The 19,014-nt window shown below is 34.5% G+C and carries 16 protein-coding genes; 4 read left to right on the top strand and 12 right to left on the bottom strand.

What is annotated here, in order from left to right:
• Window positions 1-100: 100 nt before the first annotated feature.
• Window positions 101-790 carry a DedA family protein gene (locus BUA99_RS07455; RefSeq protein ID WP_072990287.1) on the top strand — a complete coding sequence of 230 codons (690 nt, stop codon included), beginning with the start codon at window positions 101-103 and terminating at the stop codon, window positions 788-790.
• Between the two features lie 574 nt (window positions 791-1,364).
• Here the strand turns inward: BUA99_RS07455 and groL are convergent.
• From groL to BUA99_RS07395, 12 genes are all read right to left on the bottom strand, one after another.
• Window positions 1,365-2,993: a chaperonin GroEL gene (gene groL, locus BUA99_RS07450; RefSeq protein ID WP_072990285.1), complete on the bottom strand. Its 1,629-nt coding sequence runs from the start codon at window positions 2,991-2,993 to the stop codon at window positions 1,365-1,367.
• A gap of 83 nt (window positions 2,994-3,076) precedes the next feature.
• Window positions 3,077-3,352: a co-chaperone GroES gene (locus BUA99_RS07445; protein WP_072990282.1), complete on the bottom strand. Its 276-nt coding sequence runs from the start codon at window positions 3,350-3,352 to the stop codon at window positions 3,077-3,079.
• A 137-nt stretch (window positions 3,353-3,489) separates the two neighbouring features.
• Window positions 3,490-3,819 (bottom strand): preprotein translocase subunit SecG, encoded by a 330-nt coding sequence (gene secG, locus BUA99_RS07440; RefSeq protein WP_072990279.1) that lies wholly within the window; start codon window positions 3,817-3,819, stop codon window positions 3,490-3,492.
• Between the two features lie 3 nt (window positions 3,820-3,822).
• Window positions 3,823-4,665, bottom strand: coding sequence for a tetratricopeptide repeat protein (locus tag BUA99_RS07435; RefSeq protein WP_072990276.1), 843 nt, complete (start codon window positions 4,663-4,665; stop codon window positions 3,823-3,825).
• Window positions 4,666-4,777: 112 nt separating this feature from the next.
• The gene (locus BUA99_RS07430; protein WP_072990274.1) at window positions 4,778-5,281 is read right to left on the bottom strand and encodes an LptE family protein; all 504 of its coding nucleotides are present in this window, start codon (window positions 5,279-5,281) and stop codon (window positions 4,778-4,780) included.
• 79 nt (window positions 5,282-5,360) lie between these two features.
• Entirely contained in the window at window positions 5,361-6,617 is a 1,257-nt protein-coding gene (locus tag BUA99_RS07425) for a sigma-54 interaction domain-containing protein (protein WP_072990271.1), read from the bottom strand.
• A gap of 92 nt (window positions 6,618-6,709) precedes the next feature.
• Complete coding sequence (locus BUA99_RS07420) at window positions 6,710-7,099, bottom strand: GxxExxY protein (RefSeq protein WP_072990268.1); 390 nt, start codon at window positions 7,097-7,099, stop codon at window positions 6,710-6,712.
• A 56-nt stretch (window positions 7,100-7,155) separates the two neighbouring features.
• Window positions 7,156-8,601 (bottom strand): tRNA (N6-isopentenyl adenosine(37)-C2)-methylthiotransferase MiaB, encoded by a 1,446-nt coding sequence (miaB, locus tag BUA99_RS07415; RefSeq protein WP_072990265.1) that lies wholly within the window; start codon window positions 8,599-8,601, stop codon window positions 7,156-7,158.
• A gap of 440 nt (window positions 8,602-9,041) precedes the next feature.
• Entirely contained in the window at window positions 9,042-9,833 is a 792-nt protein-coding gene (locus BUA99_RS07410; protein ID WP_072990263.1) for a hypothetical protein, read from the bottom strand.
• 24 nt (window positions 9,834-9,857) lie between these two features.
• Window positions 9,858-10,586, bottom strand: coding sequence for an MIP/aquaporin family protein (locus tag BUA99_RS07405; protein ID WP_072990261.1), 729 nt, complete (start codon window positions 10,584-10,586; stop codon window positions 9,858-9,860).
• A 24-nt stretch (window positions 10,587-10,610) separates the two neighbouring features.
• Entirely contained in the window at window positions 10,611-12,107 is a 1,497-nt protein-coding gene (gene glpK / locus BUA99_RS07400) for a glycerol kinase GlpK (protein WP_072990259.1), read from the bottom strand.
• 27 nt (window positions 12,108-12,134) lie between these two features.
• Entirely contained in the window at window positions 12,135-13,715 is a 1,581-nt protein-coding gene (locus tag BUA99_RS07395; protein WP_072990257.1) for a glycerol-3-phosphate dehydrogenase/oxidase, read from the bottom strand.
• Between the two features lie 159 nt (window positions 13,716-13,874).
• Between BUA99_RS07395 and BUA99_RS07390 the strand changes: the two genes are divergently transcribed.
• The 3 genes from BUA99_RS07390 to BUA99_RS07380 all read left to right on the top strand — a co-directional run bounded on the left by BUA99_RS07390 (window position 13,875) and on the right by BUA99_RS07380 (window position 18,908).
• Complete coding sequence (locus tag BUA99_RS07390; RefSeq protein ID WP_072990255.1) at window positions 13,875-14,639, top strand: DeoR/GlpR family DNA-binding transcription regulator; 765 nt, start codon at window positions 13,875-13,877, stop codon at window positions 14,637-14,639.
• A gap of 527 nt (window positions 14,640-15,166) precedes the next feature.
• On the top strand, window positions 15,167-17,683 hold the full coding sequence (gene topA, locus BUA99_RS07385) for a type I DNA topoisomerase (RefSeq protein WP_072990253.1): 2,517 nt from the start codon (window positions 15,167-15,169) through the stop codon (window positions 17,681-17,683).
• Between the two features lie 73 nt (window positions 17,684-17,756).
• Window positions 17,757-18,908 (top strand): formimidoylglutamase, encoded by a 1,152-nt coding sequence (locus BUA99_RS07380; RefSeq protein ID WP_072990252.1) that lies wholly within the window; start codon window positions 17,757-17,759, stop codon window positions 18,906-18,908.
• Window positions 18,909-19,014 lie beyond the last annotated feature (106 nt).

Below are 19,014 nucleotides of genomic sequence, written 5' to 3'. Positions count from 1 at the left end.
AATAGTTAATTAAAATTTAAAAAGGTTCGATAAATTCTTGATGATGTAATTTTTTCAGTACTTTCACACGCAATTAATTTTAGCATAAAAATAGCAAATAATGAACAGTTTTGATTGGAAAGATTTAATAGACCCGCTTTTTTATATTCACTTTGATGTTAACGGAATTAAGTTAGGTATTTACATAGTTTTATTTATTGTATTTGCTGAAACTGGTCTATTTGCAGGTTTCTTTTTGCCGGGGGATAGTTTACTTTTCTTGGCGGGTATTTATAGTAGGGAGTTAATAGAAAACATATTGATCATCGAAAATGATTTTTTAAATGTATTTCTGTTGGCAACTCTAGTTGCGTTGGCTGGTATTTTAGGAAATATTGTAGGGTATTGGTTTGGAGCAAAAAGTGGTTATTATCTTTATAATAAGAAAGATAGTTTTTGGTTCAAAAGAAAGTACCTAGTGCAATCAAAAGACTTCTTTGAGACTTATGGTGGTAAAGCGATAATTTTCGCTCGTTTCCTTCCAATATTTAGAACTTTTGCTCCAATAGTAGCTGGGATAGTTTCTATGGATAAAAACAAATTTATGTTTTATAATGTGCTAAGTTCCTTTATTTGGTCGTTTACATTAATTTTTGCAGGGCATTATCTCTATGGTTTTTTACTAAGTAATTATCAAATTGACTTGAAAGAACATATTGAAGTTATCGTTTTAATTTTAGTTGCCATAACAATTGTACCTGTAGTTTATAAGTTCAGTAGGAAAAGTAAAGAAGAAGAAATAGAAAAATAGAAGAACAAAAAGTGTAAAAAAATGATCGCTTACTTTAATAAACATGCCCCAAAAAGTTAAATACTTATTGGGGCATGTTCAATTTTAAATCTTCTGACTTTTTTATATTCTGTGCTTAATATTGTTTTAATCTAGTTCATTTTTCACGTATATTACATGCGAATGGTAGTGAACAATTGCACTTTTATAAAATCGTATTTTTAACTAAAAGAAATTTAATGTTTTGACTCCCTTTCGTGGGCATGAATTACAAACCCTTGTTACCTGTAGCGTGGTATTTATTTCCTATAGCTGATCGATTGCCTTTGAAGCTACGAATTTCTAGTGCGCGCAACTCGAATGTTCGGATAGGTGTAGAACTCAGCTAATAACGTAGAATTGCTGCTGAAGCTTAAGAACTGAGCCGACTGCAACTTTTCACTAAAACAAACTTAATAAAATTACTTCTAATTTGTATCCTAGTTTAGTGTAATTTCTTATAGATTTAAAATACGATATTAGCGTTGAGAACGCTTATAAAAAAACCGTTCTAATATAAAATCAGAACGGTTTTGTATGAAAATTAAAAACGATATTACATCATTCCTGGCATACCTCCACCCATTGGGTTTCCACCACCATTTTCTTCTTTTATGTCGATTAAAGCACATTCAGTGGTCAAGATCATTCCCGCAACCGAAGCAGCGTTTTCTAAAGCTACTCTAGTTACTTTTTTAGGATCAATAATTCCAGCTAAAAGCATATCAACATACTCATCAGTTTTGGCATTGTATCCAAAATCGCCAGTTCCTTCAGCTACTTTAGCAACCACGACTGAACCTTCAAGACCAGCATTCTCAACAATAGTTCTCAATGGGGATTCAACTGCGCGAGATACGATTTGGATTCCTGTAGCTTCATCAGCGTTTTCTGGTACAATTGTGCTAAGCGCATTTTTAGCTCTCAAAAGTGCAACTCCACCACCAGCAACAATTCCTTCTTCTACTGCGGCACGAGTAGCATGAAGCGCATCATCAACTCTGTCTTTTTTCTCTTTCATTTCTACTTCAGAAGCAGCACCTACATAAAGAACTGCAACTCCACCAGCTAATTTAGCTAAACGTTCTTGCAATTTTTCTTTGTCATAATCAGAAGTTGTAGCATCCATTTGACCTTTAATTTGGTTCACACGATTTTTGATCATGTCAGCCTCACCAGCACCGCTTACAATTGTAGTGTTATCTTTATCGATAGTTACTTTTTTAGCAGTTCCTAACATTTCGATGGTCGTGTTTTCTAGCGTATATCCTCTTTCTTCAGAAATTACAGTTCCGCCAGTTAAGATGGCGATATCTTCTAACATTGCTTTTCTTCTATCTCCAAAACCAGGTGCTTTTACAGCAGCGATTTTCAAAGCTCCACGTAATTTATTTACTACTAATGTAGATAATGCTTCACCATCAACATCTTCAGCGATAATTAATAATGGTTTTCCAGATTGAGCAACTGGCTCGAGAACTGGTAACAATTCTTTTAATGAAGATACTTTTTTGTCGTACAAAAGGATGTAAGGACTCTCCAATTCTACTTCCATTTTTTCTGAATTTGTAACAAAATATGGAGAAAGATATCCTCTGTCAAATTGCATTCCTTCAACAACATCCACATAAGTGTCCGTTCCTTTAGCTTCTTCAACAGTAATTACACCTTCTTTTCCAACTTTTGCGAAAGCAGTTGCGATTAACTCACCAATTACTTCGTCATTATTAGCCGAGATAGATGCAATTTGCTTAATTTTTTCAGAATCACTTCCTACTACTTTAGCTTGTTGGGCCAAGTCAGCAACAATCGCTTCAACCGCCTTGTCGATTCCGCGTTTCAAGTCCATAGGATTTGCTCCAGCAGCCACGTTTTTCAATCCTTCTTTTACTATTGCTTGTGCCAAAACTGTAGCAGTTGTAGTTCCGTCTCCAGCTAAATCATTAGTTTTTGATGCTACTTCTTTAACCATTTGAGCACCCATGTTTTCCAACGGATCTTTCAACTCAATTTCTTTTGCAACCGTAACTCCATCTTTAGTAACAGTAGGTCCACCAAAAGATTTTCCAATAATTACATTACGACCTTTTGGTCCAAGAGTTACTTTTACTGCATTTGCTAATGCGTCAACACCACGTTTTAATCCGTCACGTGCTTCAATATCAAATTTTATATCTTTTGCCATTTTATTTTTCATTGCGAGGAACTAAGCCATCCCATCCTCATTATTGTTCTTTTTAAACTGTAATTCTCAAATTTTATTATTTCTTAAATAATCGCAAGAATATCATCCTCTCTCATTATCAAATAATCTTTTCCTTCTAATTTTAATTCAGTCCCAGCGTATTTTCCGTAAAGTACAGAATCCCCGATTTTGACAGTCATTATATGTTCTTTTGTGCCATTTCCAACGGCAACAACAGTTCCTTTTTGTGGTTTCTCTTTAGCTGTATCTGGAATAAAAATCCCTGATGCAGTTTTTGTTTCAGCCGCAACCGGTTCGATAAGAACTCTGTCTGAAAGTGGTTTGATGTTTAAATCCATGATTTTATGTTTAATTAAATTATATTTCCTATATCACTTTGAGTTCAGAAATTATGCCAGCTAAAAATAACTGCCACATTTTCTTAAAAAAAATGCCAGCTTTGACAAGCTGGCATTTTAAAATTATAAATATATTTTTATTTAGCTGGAGTTGGAACAGCCGGTACGTTTTGAATAGGAGCTGATGGCGCAGTTGTTGTTGTATTATCAATAATTTTAGAATCAGTATCACTCAAGGAACCCGTAAAGCTTAGACTAGAAAGTAATATAAGTGCAATTAAAATCGTTGCAAGCATCCAAGTGCTTTTATCTAAGAAATCAGTTGTTTTTTGCACTCCTCCCATCATCTGAGAACCACCTAATGTAGAGGACAATCCACCACCTTTGGGGTTTTGAACCATTATAACCACGATTAATAGAAAACAAACTATAGTTATTAAAACTAAAAAAATTGAAAATGTGCTCATTGTTTAATTATTGTTATGTTGTAAAATCTTAATATCCGTTATGCGGTCTGCAAAGAAACTACTTTTTTCTGGATATTTCAAAATTAATATTTCATAAGCCTGAATCGCTTTTTGATACTTTTTTTGCTCTAAATAAACTCTTGCTAATGTCTCTGTCATCAAGTAAGAATTGTCGCTTGCATTCAAATCAAATGTTGCGGTAGAAGGGACGCCATGTTTTACAGGAGAGATTTTTGGACTGGTTTCAATAAATTTATCGATCAGTTCAGTTTTTTTTCTTTTTTCTACATTTAATTCGAGCGTTGATTCATTTTTATTAACTGTCGATTCTCTATCGATGGGTTGTGTACTCGAGAGCTGAAGCCACTCTTGAAAGGAATGTTGCTCTTTTTTAGAAAAATCTAATGGCTTACCAATCGCTAATTTTTCCTCAATATTTAAAGATAAGTGCGGCTGTGCTAAAGGTAATGACTGTTTTATTGAAGTTAAAATTGACTGTTCTAGTTTGGTTACTTTAATCTGTGACTTATCGTCATTAATTAGAATTTCACTATCGACTTTCTTACTATCAAGGATTTTTCTTTCATGTAAAGCTTTGTCAATCGATGTATATCTATCTGATGTGATAAAATCAAATAAAATAGACCTATCAGTAGTATATGCTGCTGTTTTTTTTAATGTAGCATTATATTGAAAGCTATTTTGATTATAGAGACCTCTTAATTGGATTGCTCGTGCGTTCTGAAAATAGGGAAAATCAGCCAAGACACTATCGAGAATTGCTATTTGCTTTTCATTGATTGCGTCAGGTTGGTTAATCAAATAAGTATAGTCAGTTACATTCATTTTTGCGTGTTTCAGTAATCAGTGTTTAATATTTGGTAATGAATAGCCAATATTTCGGTCTATGTATTGAGTGTCTTTGATTGAATAGAAGTTCCATTTACTGCTCAATTTCTTACCATTTTGCTAAAGATTCATTAAAGATATCTTGAGTGATTCGCTCAAATATATCTTTTAATGCAGCATTTAACGTAGCTCCTGCTAGTTGTTGCTCAGCGGGATAATCAAAGAAAAATGAGAAAGATTTCTCAAAATCGTCTGTTTCTTTATTTTTATTGGTGAAACGAACATTTATTCTAATAGTTAGTCGGTTTTGCGCCGCTCTTTGATCTGCGGTTGCGGTCATTGGGCTGATTCGGTAATCGACTATTTCGCCCTCATAAGTTAAGTCAGCACTATTTTTGACCAAATTTAAATTGGTTTGATTCTGAATCAAATCTTGTAGTTCTAGCGTAAATGTTCTATCAATTCCAGGCTCTATTAGCTCGGCATTATTTTGAAAAAATCCAACTTGAAAATTCTTTGCATCAATTTTGCCGGTTCCAGTAAAGTTATATACAGAACAACTATTGGTTGCCAATAGAACTATGAATAGTACTGATAAATATATTTTTTTCATATTAATTTAATAAAATGCTAGTGGCTTTAATTTACTTTTCAAAAGTAAAGTTATTTTGCTCTTTTGAACTTTTTTATTGTTACAAATCAAATTGTTTAATTTTTCGATATAAAGTGCGTTCAGAAATTCCTAATTCATCTGCGGCAGCTTTTCTTTTCCCTTTATTTTTTTCTAATGATTTTTTTATCATTTCAATCTCTTTTTGCTCTAATCTTAAAGTTTCTACCTCTTCTATTGTTTCTGCAAAAAGATAATTATCATCAGTCTCTTGATACAAATCTTCATTTCGTTGAGAAGTGATTAAAGCGCCTCTTGGTTGTTCTTCAAAATCAATTTCACTGTCATTGTCCTTGGAACCGTATATTTTTTTAATCAAATTCTGATTTGTTTCTTGCACTTTTGAACTTCCATTTTGAATTAGTTCTAAGGTTAATTTTTTCAAATCATTCAAATCACTTTTCATGTCAAAAAGCACTTTGTACAAAATCTCTCGTTCCGTACTAAAATCACTTTCACTCTTTTTATCTTTGATAACAGATGGTAAATTACTGCCTTGCTCGGGAAGATAGGATTGTAAAGTAGCGGCAGTTATGTCTCTATTTGTTTCTAAAACTGAGATTTGTTCAGCTACATTTCGCAATTGGCGAATGTTTCCGCTCCATCTAAATTTCTGCAATAAAGGAATCGCATTCTCATCTAATTTTAAAGGTGGCATTTTATATTTATGGGCAAAATCAGCGACGAATTTTCTAAATAACAAATGGATATCTTCTTTTCGATCACGTAATGGTGGCAAAACAATATCAACGGTACTCAAACGATAATATAAATCCTCACGAAACTTCCCTTTCTCGATAGCATCAAATAAATTTACATTAGTTGCAGCTACAATTCTCACATTCGTTTTTTGAACTTGTGACGAACCCACTTTTATGAATTCCCCATTTTCAAGAACACGAAGCAAACGAACTTGGGTAGTAAGTGGTAATTCACCTACTTCATCTAGGAAAATTGTACCTCCGTCAGCGACTTCGAAATAACCTTCACGCGTATTTGTTGCACCTGTAAAAGCACCTTTCTCATGCCCAAAAAGTTCACTATCAATAGTTCCTTCTGGAATGGCACCACAGTTTACAGCAATGTATTTTCCGTGCTTTCTATGTGAAAGGGAATGTATAATCCTAGGAATGTTTTCTTTTCCCACACCACTTTCTCCCGCTACTAATACTGTAATGTCAGTAGGAGCAACTTGAATGGCTTTTTCTATCGCACGATTAAGCTTTGGGTCGTTACCAATTATCTCAAACCGTTGTTTTATGTTTTGAACTGTTTCCATATGTTATTGCGAGGAGTTGCGTGGCACAAAGCAAAGCAATCTCATTATTTGTTTTTTAACCACAAATTACACAAATTTTCACAAATTATGTTTTAAGTGTTTATCAGTCTTTTATGAACTAAAGATTTGTTTTGGAAGTTTGCGATTATTCCAATTGGAGTATCTGCTAACTTCATATAATTTAGGGTTTGCGCAAGATGATCATTACTAATCTCTTTTACTGATTTTACTTCAAGTATTATATCATCATAAACAACAAAATCAGCATAAAATTTATGCTGTAGAATAATTCCTTTGTATTCTACATTATACTCTTTTTCTCTTTCGTAAGGAATATTATTGTTTTTGAATTCTATTTCTAAAGCGTCTTTATATACAATTTCTAACAAGCCTAGGCCAAGTATTCTATGCACTTCCATGCAAAGACCTACTATTTCATAGTTTTCGTTTTTCTTGTAGTAATATTCATTTGTATCACTCATATTCAATTTTTATAAGAATGCATTTGCGGAAATTTGTGAAATTTGCGGTTGGAATTTTAATTCATTAGGGATAACCCTACAGCTTCTCCTTTTAAAGTTCCACTTGTGCAACTTGTAATTTTTACATTTATAAAATCCCCAATTTTATAATTCTCTTTTGGAAAAACCACGGTAATACTTTGTGAATTTCTTCCAGAAAACTCTTCAGTTGATTTTTTTGACACTTTCTCAACTAAAACTTCAACTATTTGTCCAATAAATTCCTCAGAGCGAAACCACGCATGTTTTTGTTGGAGATCCACAATTTCTTGTAATCTTCTGGCTTTTATAATTTCAGGTACATCATCCTTCATTTTTCTTCCTGCCAATGTCCCAGGACGCTCCGAATACGAATACATATAACCAAAATTATATTTCACATATTCCATCAAACTTAAAGTGTCTTGGTGATCTTTTTCCGTTTCCGTTGGGAAACCAGAAATCATGTCTTGCGAAATAGATCCATTAGGAATAATAGTTCTTATTTTATCAATCAAAGTCATGTATTCTTCGCGAGTGTGCAAACGATTCATCTCCTTCAAAATTCGATTACTTCCTGATTGAACGGGTAAGTGAATGTGTTTACATATATTAGGATATTTAGCTATGACGTGTAAAATGCTCTCATGCATATCTTGTGGATTTGAAGTCGAGAAACGGATTCTCATTTTTGGGAAACCAATAGCAACCATTTCAAGTAAATGATCAAAATCTACTGCTGTAGCTTTTTGCATTTCAGATGCTGTTTGAAAATCTTTTTTCAATCCACCACCATACCATAAATAACTATCAACGTTTTGACCTAAAAGGGTAATTTCCTTAAAGCCTTTGTCCCACAAATTCTGAATTTCCTTGATGATACTTTGTGGTTCACGACTGCGTTCACGACCACGTGTAAAAGGCACAACGCAAAACGTACACATATTATCACAACCACGAGTTATAGATACTAATGCGGTAATTCCATTGCTCATCAATCGTACAGGAGAAATGTCGCCATACGTCTCATCCTTTGATAAAATCACATTTATAGCATCGCGTCCTTCTTCGACTTCACTTAATAAATTAGGCAAATCTTTGTACGCATCAGGACCTACAACAAGATCTACAATTTTTTCTTCGTCTAAAAATTTTTCTTTTAATCGTTCAGCCATGCAGCCCAAAACGCCTACTTTCATTTTTGGATTAATACGTTTTACAGCATTGTATTTTTCCAATCGTTTTCGAATAGTTTGCTCTGCTTTGTCCCGAATTGAACAAGTATTTACCAAAACTAAATCAGCATCTTCAAGTATTTGAGTCGTATTGTATCCATTACTAGACAATATGGAAGCTACTATCTCGCTATCCGAAAAATTCATCGCACAGCCATAACTCTCTATAAAAAGTTTTTTAGTATTTTCAGGTTTATTTTCGAGAACGAGGCTTTCACCTTGTTTGCTTTCTTCAATTATCTTTTCCATTGTCTTTTTTCAGTTGACAAAGATAAGTCAATTGCAATAGAAGTGACAAGATGTCAGACGAAGATTTAACAAAATTTGAGGAATTTTAGACAGTAGCTTTCTAATTACTTATTTACGATGTTAAAATTGACTTTTGTTTTTTAAATGAGCTACTGTTAGAGTTTTTTTTCCAATGTACCTGCATTAAAGAATCATTATTCGAACATCTGAAATCATTAGGAGCTCTTTCCAGCTTTCCGTTTCAAGTCCTTGTATCTTTGTTTGTTTTTATAAAGCACTACAAGAGCTTCTTTCAGTCACTTTGTAGTACTAATAAAACCGAAACAAAGGGACTCCGGGCTTTTTACTTTAATCTGGGCTAAGTAAAAATTTTAATTTGTGAAATAAAAAAAACCCTCCTAAATAAGAGAGTCTTTAACCAACAAATTAAAATTAAATGGTTAGAATAGAGCAATGTCCAATTGGATTCTTGCTATTTTGTTAGCAGGGTTCCACATGGCAGTAGCCGAAACAGGTAGTTTGTAAGCAAATATTTCGATGTTTTTAGTAACAGTCATACCTGTATTTACGATATCAAAATCACTTTCGACTTTGCTGGTATACAAGTGTTTGCCTCCTGTGATAGGGAAAGCAGCTCCCAGGAAGACATTGAGATTTACTTTTTGATCTCTAATAATTGGATAGCTAAATTCTACATAAGTGGAGTTCCTGCTACGATAGTAGTTGCCTCGGTCTAACTCACGATCATTTAAACCGCTATAGAGCAGTACATCTGCTTCGATGCGTAGAGGGAATGCTTCTGGAAAACGATAGGAAGTTCGCAAATCTATAAGATGTGTGGTACTGTTTTTATCATAATTAAAAACCTTTGGTGTTTCAATACCAGTAGTATTGAACAAATCCCATATGGCGATGGAGAAATTATTTTTCTGGTATTGTACAAAATAATTTATTTCAGTATAGTCTCCATCGAAACCTGCTCCTCCCCAAAATCCAACAGTAAAGTTTCGTTCCTTGTCCAGTGCATAATGGAGGTAACCAGTGGCGGTCATGCCGTCATTGATCACTAGTCCTCTCCATAAATGACTCGTTCTAAGGTTGACATTAAAGTCTAATCGAGATATCTTTGTCTCATCTGAGCGCGTTACTACTGTATCTAAAGTAACTTTTTTTTGAGCGTATCCAGTTAACCCTGTAAATAAAAGTACAGCGGCAATTAGTGTTTTTTTCATGATTTAGTTTTTTTAAACGAAGTATTAACTAAGCAAAACGTATACTAGTGCAGCTAAACTTGATCCAATAACTGGACCTACAATAGGAATCCAGGCATAATTCCAATCACTATTCCCTTTTAGAAGCAAGGAATGTACGATCCTAGGGCCTAAATCTCTGGCGGGATTTATTGCATACCCTGTTGTGCCTCCTAAGCTTAGCCCAATTGCCCACACAAGAATAGCAACGGGTAAGGCTCCTATTGAACCTAGCCCAATTTTTGCGTCAGCAGCACCTGCGATGCTTAGATCTGGTCCTGAGAGATAAAAAATCACAAAAATCAGGACGAATGTTCCTATGATTTCGCTGATTAAATTAGAGGAATAATTTCTTATTGCAGGTCCTGTACTAAAGCAAGCTAGTTTTCCGCCTTCATCATCAGTGAAACTAAAATGATCTTTATGCGAGAGCCAAACTAAAAAAGCGCCTAACATCGCTCCAATGATTTGGGCGATAACGTAAGTAACCACTTCACTCCAAGCAAATTTTCCTATAAGTGCTAGACCAAGAGTTACAATAGGATTTAGATGCGCTCCGCTAATGGGGCCTGCTACGACTACACCAATGAAAACTCCAAATGCCCATCCTGAAGTAATAACAATCCATCCTGAATTATTTCCTTTTGTACCTTTTAGAACCACGTTTGCAACTACGCCGTTTCCTAAAAGAATCATTAACATTGTGCCAATTATTTCTGCTATAAATGGTGTCATATCTTCTTTTTTTCTGTTTTAGGTCTAATCTTCGATCCAGTTTTCTGCACGGCCAACGGCCTTATCCCAATTTTTTACAAGTTGGTCCACTTCTGCTTTTGGCATTTCTGGAGAAAACATCCGATCAACAGACCATTGTGCCTGTAATTCATCAATACTTTTCCAATAACCTACAGCTAAACCAGCTAAATAAGCAGCCCCTAATGCTGTTGTCTCAAGCATCTTAGGTCTAATTACATTAAAGCCGAACAAATCAGATTGAAACTGCATCATTAAATTATTTACTGCAGCTCCGCCATCTACTCTTAACTCTTTTCCTTTTTTTCCAAAATCAGCTTCCATTGATTTTACCAAGTCGTAAACCTGATAGGTAATTCCCTCTATGGTTGCACGCGCGATGTGCGCATTTGTGGTTCCTCTTGTTATACCGAGAATAGCTCCTCTAGCATATTGATCCCAATGTGGTGCGCCTAAACCTGTCAAAGCAGGCACAAAATAAACCCCGCCATTATCAGGCACACTGGCAGCTAACGCTTCTATTTCTTCTGCAGAATCAATCATTTTAGCGCCGTCTCGCAACCATTGTACTGCTGCTCCTCCTACAAAAACACTTCCTTCTAAGGCATAAGTCACTTTGCCGTTGATCTTCCAGGCGATTGTGGTAAGTAAATTATTTTTAGAATAAACGGGTTTGCTTCCTGTATTCATTAGCATGAAGCAGCCTGTTCCATAGGTGTTTTTGACCATTCCAGGTTCGGTGCACAACTGTCCAAAGAGAGCCGCTTGTTGATCTCCGGCTACACCGGCAATTGGAATTTTAGTAGAAAATAATGTAGTACTAGTTTCGCCATATATTTCGCTGCTTTGCTTCACTTCCGGTAACATGGATCGAGGTATGTCGAATAATTCAAGTAATTCATCATCCCATTCCAAGGTATGAATGTTTAGTAATAATGTTCGACTTGCATTCGAAACATCAGTCATGAACATTTTACCGCGCGTTAGTTTCCAGATTAACCAAGTATCTACGGTCCCAAAACATAGTTTTCCTTGTTCTGCTTTTTCTCGTGCTCCTTCTACATTGTCTAAAATCCACTTTACTTTAGTGCCAGAAAAATATGCATCTAAAACTAATCCTGTCTTTTTTTGAATCATTTCTGCATATCCTGATGCTTTTAATTCATCACAATATTTTGCCGTTCGGCGATCTTGCCAAACAATTGCGTTGTACAAAGGTTCGCTAGTTTCTCGATCCCAAACTATTGTCGTTTCGCGCTGATTAGTGATTCCGATAGCAGCTATTTCTTTGCCTGAAACACCAAGCTTTGCAATCACCTCTGCAGCGCAACTTATTTGAGAAGACCAAATTTCATTAGGATTATGCTCTACCCATCCTGGCTTAGGGAATAGCTGTTTAAAAGGTTTTTGAGAAACACTTACGATTTCACCGTCATGGTTAAAGACGATAGCTCTTGAAGACGTAGTTCCTTGATCTAATGTTAAGATTAATTTGTTTTTCATGGTTATACTGTTTTTTGGTTAGTAGTATTATTTTTTAAATTCTGAAAGTAGGAATCCGTTAGCAAGCGCTTTAAATTCTGTTATTTGGTTTTGTACCCATGCCTCGTTATGACCTAATTCTTTTGCTAATAATTGCGCTACTTTTTCACACGAAGCAATCGCCGCACGAGCATCTAAGAATAATAAGCGAACTCTTCTCGCTAAGACATCATCAATTGTTCTTGCCATTTCATTGCGAATCGCCCAGGCTACCTCCGCCATTGTATAATCGTAATCAGGATGCAGCTTCTCTTTTAATTCGGGTTCTTGATTTTGTATCTCTACTATTTTAGTAATATCCGTACCGTATATGTACAAATGATTTTCGCGGTCTTTGTCGTTAGTTGTTTTATTTCCATGAATTGCAATGTGTTCTGTTTTGCATATCTTTTTTGGTAGGTTGCGTACGCGTATAGCCTTATCGATGATGTCTTCGGCAATTTTTCTATAAGTTGTCCATTTTCCTCCAGTGATCGTTATTAGTCCTGTATCGGATACAATTATTTTATGACTTCTTGAAACCTCTTTAGTACTTTTCCCTGGCTCCTTTGGTGCAGCTAATGGTCTTAGTCCTGCGTAAACAGAAAGCACGTCGGCTCGAGTAGGTTTTTTTGCTAAGAATCGCTGTGCAGTTTCTAGGACAAATTCAATTTCAGTTTCTAATGCAATTGGCTCGAGACTATGATTTTTTATTAAGGTATCTGTTGTTCCTACAACTATTTTATTATGCCACGGCACTGCAAATAAAACTCTTCCATCGCTCGTTTTTGGTATCATCAAAGCGTGATCGCTTGGTAGAAATGATTTATCAAATACCAGGTGTATTCCTTGACTTGGAACAATGTATTTTTTATAAACGGTATCGTTTAGTTTCATTATTGCATTAGTAAACACGCCTGTTGCATTGATGATCGCTTTCCCTTTTAAGTCGAATAACTCACCGGTTTCTTGATTTTTAACTTGAACACCTGTAACTTGATTTTTATCATCCTTGTGTAGGGCAACAACCTTAGTGTAATTTAAAAGGCAAGCTCCTTTTTCTACAGCAGTTTGAGCTATGTTTATTGCTAAACGGGAATCGTCAAATTGGCCATCTTGATAGATAACGCCACTTACTAAACCTTTTTGCTCTATTGTAGGAAGTAATTCAATTGTTTTTTTCTTTGAAATATATTTAGATTTTCCAAGACTTAATTTCCCTGCTAAGAGGTCGTAAATAGTAAGTCCTAAGGTATAAAAGTAACCTCCCCACCAATTGTAATTAGGTATTACAAAAGACTGATTTTTTACTAAATGGCTAGCATTTTGAGCCATTAATCCTCGTTCTTTAAGTGCTTCTCTAACAAGAGAAATATCACCTTGCTCTAGATAACGCACTCCGCCATGAACTAATTTAGTACTTCGGCTTGAAGTTCCTTTTGCGAAATCTACTGCTTCAACTAAAATGGTTTTATATCCTCTGCTGGCGGCATCCAGAGCAGTTCCGAGACCGCTGGCACCTCCACCAATGACAATTACATCCCATATAGGAGTTTGTTTTATTTTTGTTAATTGTTCGTTTAGTTTCATAATGAAATTTTTATTTATAAATATTATATATTTACTTTCTTTTTACAAACATAATGAAACTAAATGAAACATTTTGCTGTTTCTTTATAATTTTTTTCTTAAAATTGTGTTTATGAGAAAAAAACAGCTATAATTGTGTAATTATAACGAATAGATAGGATGAATAGAAGACAGGAAGACATACTTAGTGAATTAGAGCAAAAAGGGTATGTGAATGTAATCGATTTATGTGAAACTCATAATGTTTCGGCTGTTACAATACGTAAGGATTTAAATTATTTAGAAAATGAAAAGTTGTTACATCGAATGCATGGGGGAGCAAGTAAAAAAGCGCTTTACGCTTTTGAGCGTAATATTGATGACAAAGAGGAGATGCAAGTGGAGCAAAAGAAGCAAATCGCAGAAGAAGCATTAAAATATATAAGTAATAGTGATTATATTATCTTAGGTTCGGGTTCTAATATTCACTATTTATCTCAAATTATTAAAGGTTTTCATAAGCTAACGGTGCTTACGCCATCGTTAAAAGTTTCTCTGGAGCTTTGTAAAGAAGAGCGCGTTGATACTATACAATTAGGTGGAGATATTCGAAACAGTTCAACTTCAGCAGTGGGGCCTATCGCCGAAGCAATATTAAGTCAATTTTCTTGTAATAAATTATTTTTGGGTACTGACGGAGTTCATTTAGAATTTGGTTTGAGTACTTCTAATGCTTTGGAAGCCCATTTAAATCAAGCTATGATTGATGTCGCCGAGAAAGTAATCGTCCTAGCTGATTCTACTAAAATGAATATTAGAGGTTTTGGTAAAATTTGTAATTTGAACAAAATAGACGTTCTTATTACCGATGATGGTATCGACATCGAAACTAAAATGAAACTAGAAGAAATCGGTATCAATGTTGTTGTAGCGGGTAAATTGTAGTATTAGTTTTTCAATCTAAGCTTTTTCCGTAATCTTGTCTTTTTGTTTTAGAGATAAAAACGTTTCTGATGCTCTTTTTCAAAGTAAAAAATTTTAGCTGTTACAATATGTAAAATTAATAATTAACATTATTTAGGGCATTGAAGAATGATAATAAAATATAGAATGTGTCAGCTGTTCGAGGATGCAGTTCATCCGTAATACGAATAAATTGCCTCTATTTATATTTTTATTTCAATAAGTCACTTTGTATTAATATGATTAAGTAAACTCGGATAATCATTTCAAGTATTGTTTTAATATAGCGAATAAAATAAATTTGATTACAATTTAATCAGAGGTAATCTTTGAATTAACGAGATTCTACTTGGTATCTTTCATTCCTATATTAAATATGATTTTTATAAAATTTCACTCAATCCTAATACTTTCAAATCAGCAATTCAATGCTTATTTTGACTTTTAAATTTTAAAAAACTCAAAATTTAAAAAAATCATATACTTTTGCCGACATAAACAAACGGGATATGGCAAAGAATTTAGTAATAGTAGAGTCACCAGCAAAGGCAAAAACAATCGAGAAGTTTCTAGGAAGTGACTTTCAAGTGGAGTCCAGTTATGGGCATATAGCTGACTTGCCTTCGAAGGAAATTGGGGTAGATGTAGAAAATGGTTTTAAACCTAAATACGAAGTTTCTGCTGATAAAAAGGCTTTAGTTACTAAATTAAAAGGACTAGCTAAAAAAGCCGATATGGTATGGCTAGCGAGTGATGAAGATCGCGAGGGTGAGGCTATTTCTTGGCATTTAGCCGAAGAATTAAAATTAGATAAGTCAAAAACAAAACGAATTGTATTTCACGAAATTACAAAAAACGCTATTCTTAAAGCAATTGATAATCCACGTGAAATAGATTATAATTTGGTAAACGCGCAACAAGCGCGAAGAGTGCTTGATCGATTAGTGGGTTATGAATTATCGCCGGTTTTGTGGAGAAAAATAAAAGGCGGCCTCTCCGCTGGTCGTGTACAATCAGTCTCTGTTCGATTAATTGTGGAACGTGAAAGAGAAATTCAGAACTTCAAATCTGTTGCAACTTATTCTGTAGTTGCTGAATTCACTAACGAAGCTGGAAAGTCATTCAAAGCCAAACTGCCTAAAAATTTTAATACTAAAAAAGAAGCTGAAGTTTTTTTAAGTAAAAATATAGGCTCGGCATATAAGGTATCGGATTTAGAAACGAAACCTACTAAAAAATCACCAACAGGACCTTTTACAACTTCAACTTTACAACAAGAGGCAGCTCGTAAATTGTACCTTCCTGTTGGAATTACGATGCAATTAGCACAGCGTTTATACGAAGCGGGACTTATTACCTATATGAGAACCGATAGTGTGAATCTTTCTAAAGATGCAATGGAGGCAGCTCAGGCAGAAATTATTAAATCCTATGGTAAGGAGTTCTCTAAACCACGAACTTTTGTCAACAAGAGTAAAGGAGCGCAAGAAGCGCACGAGGCAATTCGCCCTACAGATATGTCACTTCATACAGTGAATATTGATAGAGATCAAGCGCGTTTATACGACCTGATTTGGAAAAGAACGTTAGCTTCGCAAATGAGTGATGCACAATTAGAACGAACAAACGTAAAAATTGAAGCAAATAATCACGGCGAAATATTCTCAGCTTCTGGTGAAGTTTTGCTTTTTGAGGGTTTTTTGAAGGTCTACTTAGAAGGTCACGATGATGATGAGGAAGAGCAAGAAGGAATGTTGCCAGCGATGAAAGTCAATGAAAAATTACAAAACAATTACATTACAGCCACCGAGCGTTATTCTCGTGCAGCTGCAAGATATACTGAGGCTTCACTAGTTAAAAAGTTAGAGGAATTAGGTATTGGTCGCCCTTCTACTTATGCACCAACAATTTCTACGATTATCAACAGAAATTACGTGGAGAAAGGAAATCTTGACGGTCAAGAGCGCAATTATACCCAACTTACGTTACAAGCAGGGAAATTAGGGGAGAAGTTGTTGAAAGAAAATACAGGTTCTGATAAAGGAAAACTCGTTCCTACAGATATTGGAACTATTGTAACGGATTTCTTGGTAAAGAATTTCGGTAATATTTTAGATTATAATTTCACTGCTAAAGTTGAACAAGATTTTGACGAAATTGCTGAAGGAAATGTGGACTGGGCAGTGATGATGAAAGAGTTTTACGATCAGTTTCATCCAAATGTAAAAGATGTTGAAGCAAATGCTGAAAGAGAAAGTGGTGAAAGAATTCTTGGGACTGATCCAAAAACAGGAAAGCCAGTTTCAGTGCGTTTAGGGAAATTTGGACCTATGGCTCAAATTGGAGCTGCGGATGACGAGGAGAAAAAATTCGCTAGTTTGATGAACGAGCAAAACATTGGTAATATTACTTTAGAGGAAACTTTAAATTTATTTTTATTACCAAAGAATCTTGGAAACTATAAAGACGAAGAAGTTGAGGTTAGTAATGGTCGTTATGGCCCTTACATTCGTCACGGAGCAGCGTTTGTTTCCTTGCCAAAAGGTGAAAATCCTTTGGATGTAGACTTTGACAGAGCGAAAGAATTAATTGATGAAAAAGCACTCGCTGACGCTCCAATTGCTATATATAAAGGAGAAGGAGTTCAAAAGGGTGTGGGTCGTTTTGGGGCATTTATTAAATGGAATGGTTTGTTTATTAATGTAAGCAAAAAGTACGATTTTGATAATTTATCGCAGTCGGACATTGAAGCGCTTATTGAGGATAAATTACAGAAAAATATTGATAAGGTTTTGCACAACTGGGAAGACGAAGGAATTTTAGTTGAAAAAGCTCGTTGGGGACGTTCCGTAATTACTAAAGGAAAAATTAAAATAGAACTAAGTAAAGATGTTGATGCTTCAAAATTAACACTGGAAGAAGTTCAAGAAATGGTTGCCAAGAAAACGCCTGCTAAAAAAGCACCTGCAAAGAAATTAGCTGCTAAAAAACCAGTAGTAAAGAAGGCTATTGCAAAAAAAAAATAGTAAACCGTGGCTCATAACATCTAGTCTTACTAATGTTTTTAAAGGTAGGATTGTAGAATAAAAATATATTAAAATGGAATTTGATTTTCTAAGATCTATTGATGATGAAATACTAAAATATATAAGTGGATTGACATCTCAGCAATTAGGAAGTAAAATTGTTTTACACACAAATGAACAATTTCCTGATTTAAATAAGATTAAAATTGCAATTATTGGTGTTCTCGATAATCGAGGAGATAAAAATGCAATTTCGGATATTGATTTAATTCCTATTCGAAAAGAATTATACGGTTTGTTTCCTGGTAACTGGGACGCATCTATCGCTGATTTAGGAGATATTTTAGCTGGCGACTCTATTAAAGACACTTATTTTGCACTTGAGAAAGTTATTTCAAGTTTAATCAAGAAAAAAATTATTCCAATTGTAATTGGAGGTTCGCAAGATCTCACCTATGCTATTTATAGAAGTTATGACGATTTAGAACAAATGGTAAACTTGGTTTCTATTGATAATAGTTTTGATTTTGGTAAAGAGAATGACGATGTTTCTGCAACTTCGTATTTGACTCAGATAATTATTGATGAGCCCAATAATCTCTTTAATTACTGCAATTTAGGATATCAAACTTATTTTAACTCGCAAGAAGAAATAGACTTAATTGAAAAATTATATTTTGATGCTTATAGGTTAGGCGAGGTATCTAAAAATATTGCGATTGCTGAACCCGTTTTTAGAGATGCAGATGTTGTAAGCATTGATTTAAACTCTATTAAATCATCTGATTCTGGTAATTTTATTTCATTTCAACCCAACGGATTTAATGGTAAAGAAATATGTTCTTTAGCACGATATGCTGGAATTAGCGATAAAGTATCGTCTTTAGGGATCTTTAATCACAATAATACAGTTGCAGAGTCTATGCTGGTAGCTCAGATCATATGGTATTTTATAGAAGGTTATCAATACCGTTCGCATGAATATCCTTTTGGAAGCAAAGAAAATTATTTGAAATACACTGTGCCTCTAGAAGAGGAAGAGCTTGTTTTTTATAAAAGCGATAAAACAGATCGATGGTGGATTGAAATCCCATTTATTTCAAATGGCAATAATAAACTAAAAAGAAATACGTTATTACCCTGTTCTTTTGACGAATATTTATTAGCCTGCAATCAAGAATTACCTGAAAGATGGTGGAAAGCACAGCGAAAAAATATTGTTTAAAGCATTTTACGACTTATTTAAGAATACTTTATATAAATATTTTTGTTTCTAATAAAAATATTGTTTTTGTAAAAAAAATTAAATAGGTTTACATCCTTAAAAATAA

This window comes from Flavobacterium segetis (genome assembly GCF_900129575.1).
Taxonomy (GTDB): domain Bacteria; phylum Bacteroidota; class Bacteroidia; order Flavobacteriales; family Flavobacteriaceae; genus Flavobacterium; species Flavobacterium segetis.
Note: the sequence above shows the minus strand (reverse complement) of the source record. Positions and strands in the feature narration are given on the sequence as shown.

Coding starts and splice junctions, on each gene's coding strand:
- BUA99_RS07405 (WP_072990261.1), bottom strand. CDS start 10,586: ATGACACCATTTATAGCAGAAATAATTGGCACAATGTTAATGATTCTT.
- secG (WP_072990279.1), bottom strand. CDS start 3,819: ATGAGCACATTTTCAATTTTTTTAGTTTTAATAACTATAGTTTGTTTT.
- glpK (WP_072990259.1), bottom strand. CDS start 12,107: ATGAAAAACAAATTAATCTTAACATTAGATCAAGGAACTACGTCTTCA.
- BUA99_RS07455 (WP_072990287.1), top strand. CDS start 101: ATGAACAGTTTTGATTGGAAAGATTTAATAGACCCGCTTTTTTATATT.
- BUA99_RS07445 (WP_072990282.1), bottom strand. CDS start 3,352: ATGGATTTAAACATCAAACCACTTTCAGACAGAGTTCTTATCGAACCG.
- BUA99_RS07425 (WP_072990271.1), bottom strand. CDS start 6,617: ATGGAAACAGTTCAAAACATAAAACAACGGTTTGAGATAATTGGTAAC.
- groL (WP_072990285.1), bottom strand. CDS start 2,993: ATGGCAAAAGATATAAAATTTGATATTGAAGCACGTGACGGATTAAAA.
- BUA99_RS07420 (WP_072990268.1), bottom strand. CDS start 7,099: ATGAGTGATACAAATGAATATTACTACAAGAAAAACGAAAACTATGAA.
- BUA99_RS07395 (WP_072990257.1), bottom strand. CDS start 13,715: ATGAAACTAAACGAACAATTAACAAAAATAAAACAAACTCCTATATGG.
- BUA99_RS07410 (WP_072990263.1), bottom strand. CDS start 9,833: ATGAAAAAAACACTAATTGCCGCTGTACTTTTATTTACAGGGTTAACT.
- miaB (WP_072990265.1), bottom strand. CDS start 8,601: ATGGAAAAGATAATTGAAGAAAGCAAACAAGGTGAAAGCCTCGTTCTC.
- BUA99_RS07430 (WP_072990274.1), bottom strand. CDS start 5,281: ATGAAAAAAATATATTTATCAGTACTATTCATAGTTCTATTGGCAACC.
- topA (WP_072990253.1), top strand. CDS start 15,167: ATGGCAAAGAATTTAGTAATAGTAGAGTCACCAGCAAAGGCAAAAACA.
- BUA99_RS07380 (WP_072990252.1), top strand. CDS start 17,757: ATGGAATTTGATTTTCTAAGATCTATTGATGATGAAATACTAAAATAT.
- BUA99_RS07435 (WP_072990276.1), bottom strand. CDS start 4,665: ATGAATGTAACTGACTATACTTATTTGATTAACCAACCTGACGCAATC.
- BUA99_RS07390 (WP_072990255.1), top strand. CDS start 13,875: ATGAATAGAAGACAGGAAGACATACTTAGTGAATTAGAGCAAAAAGGG.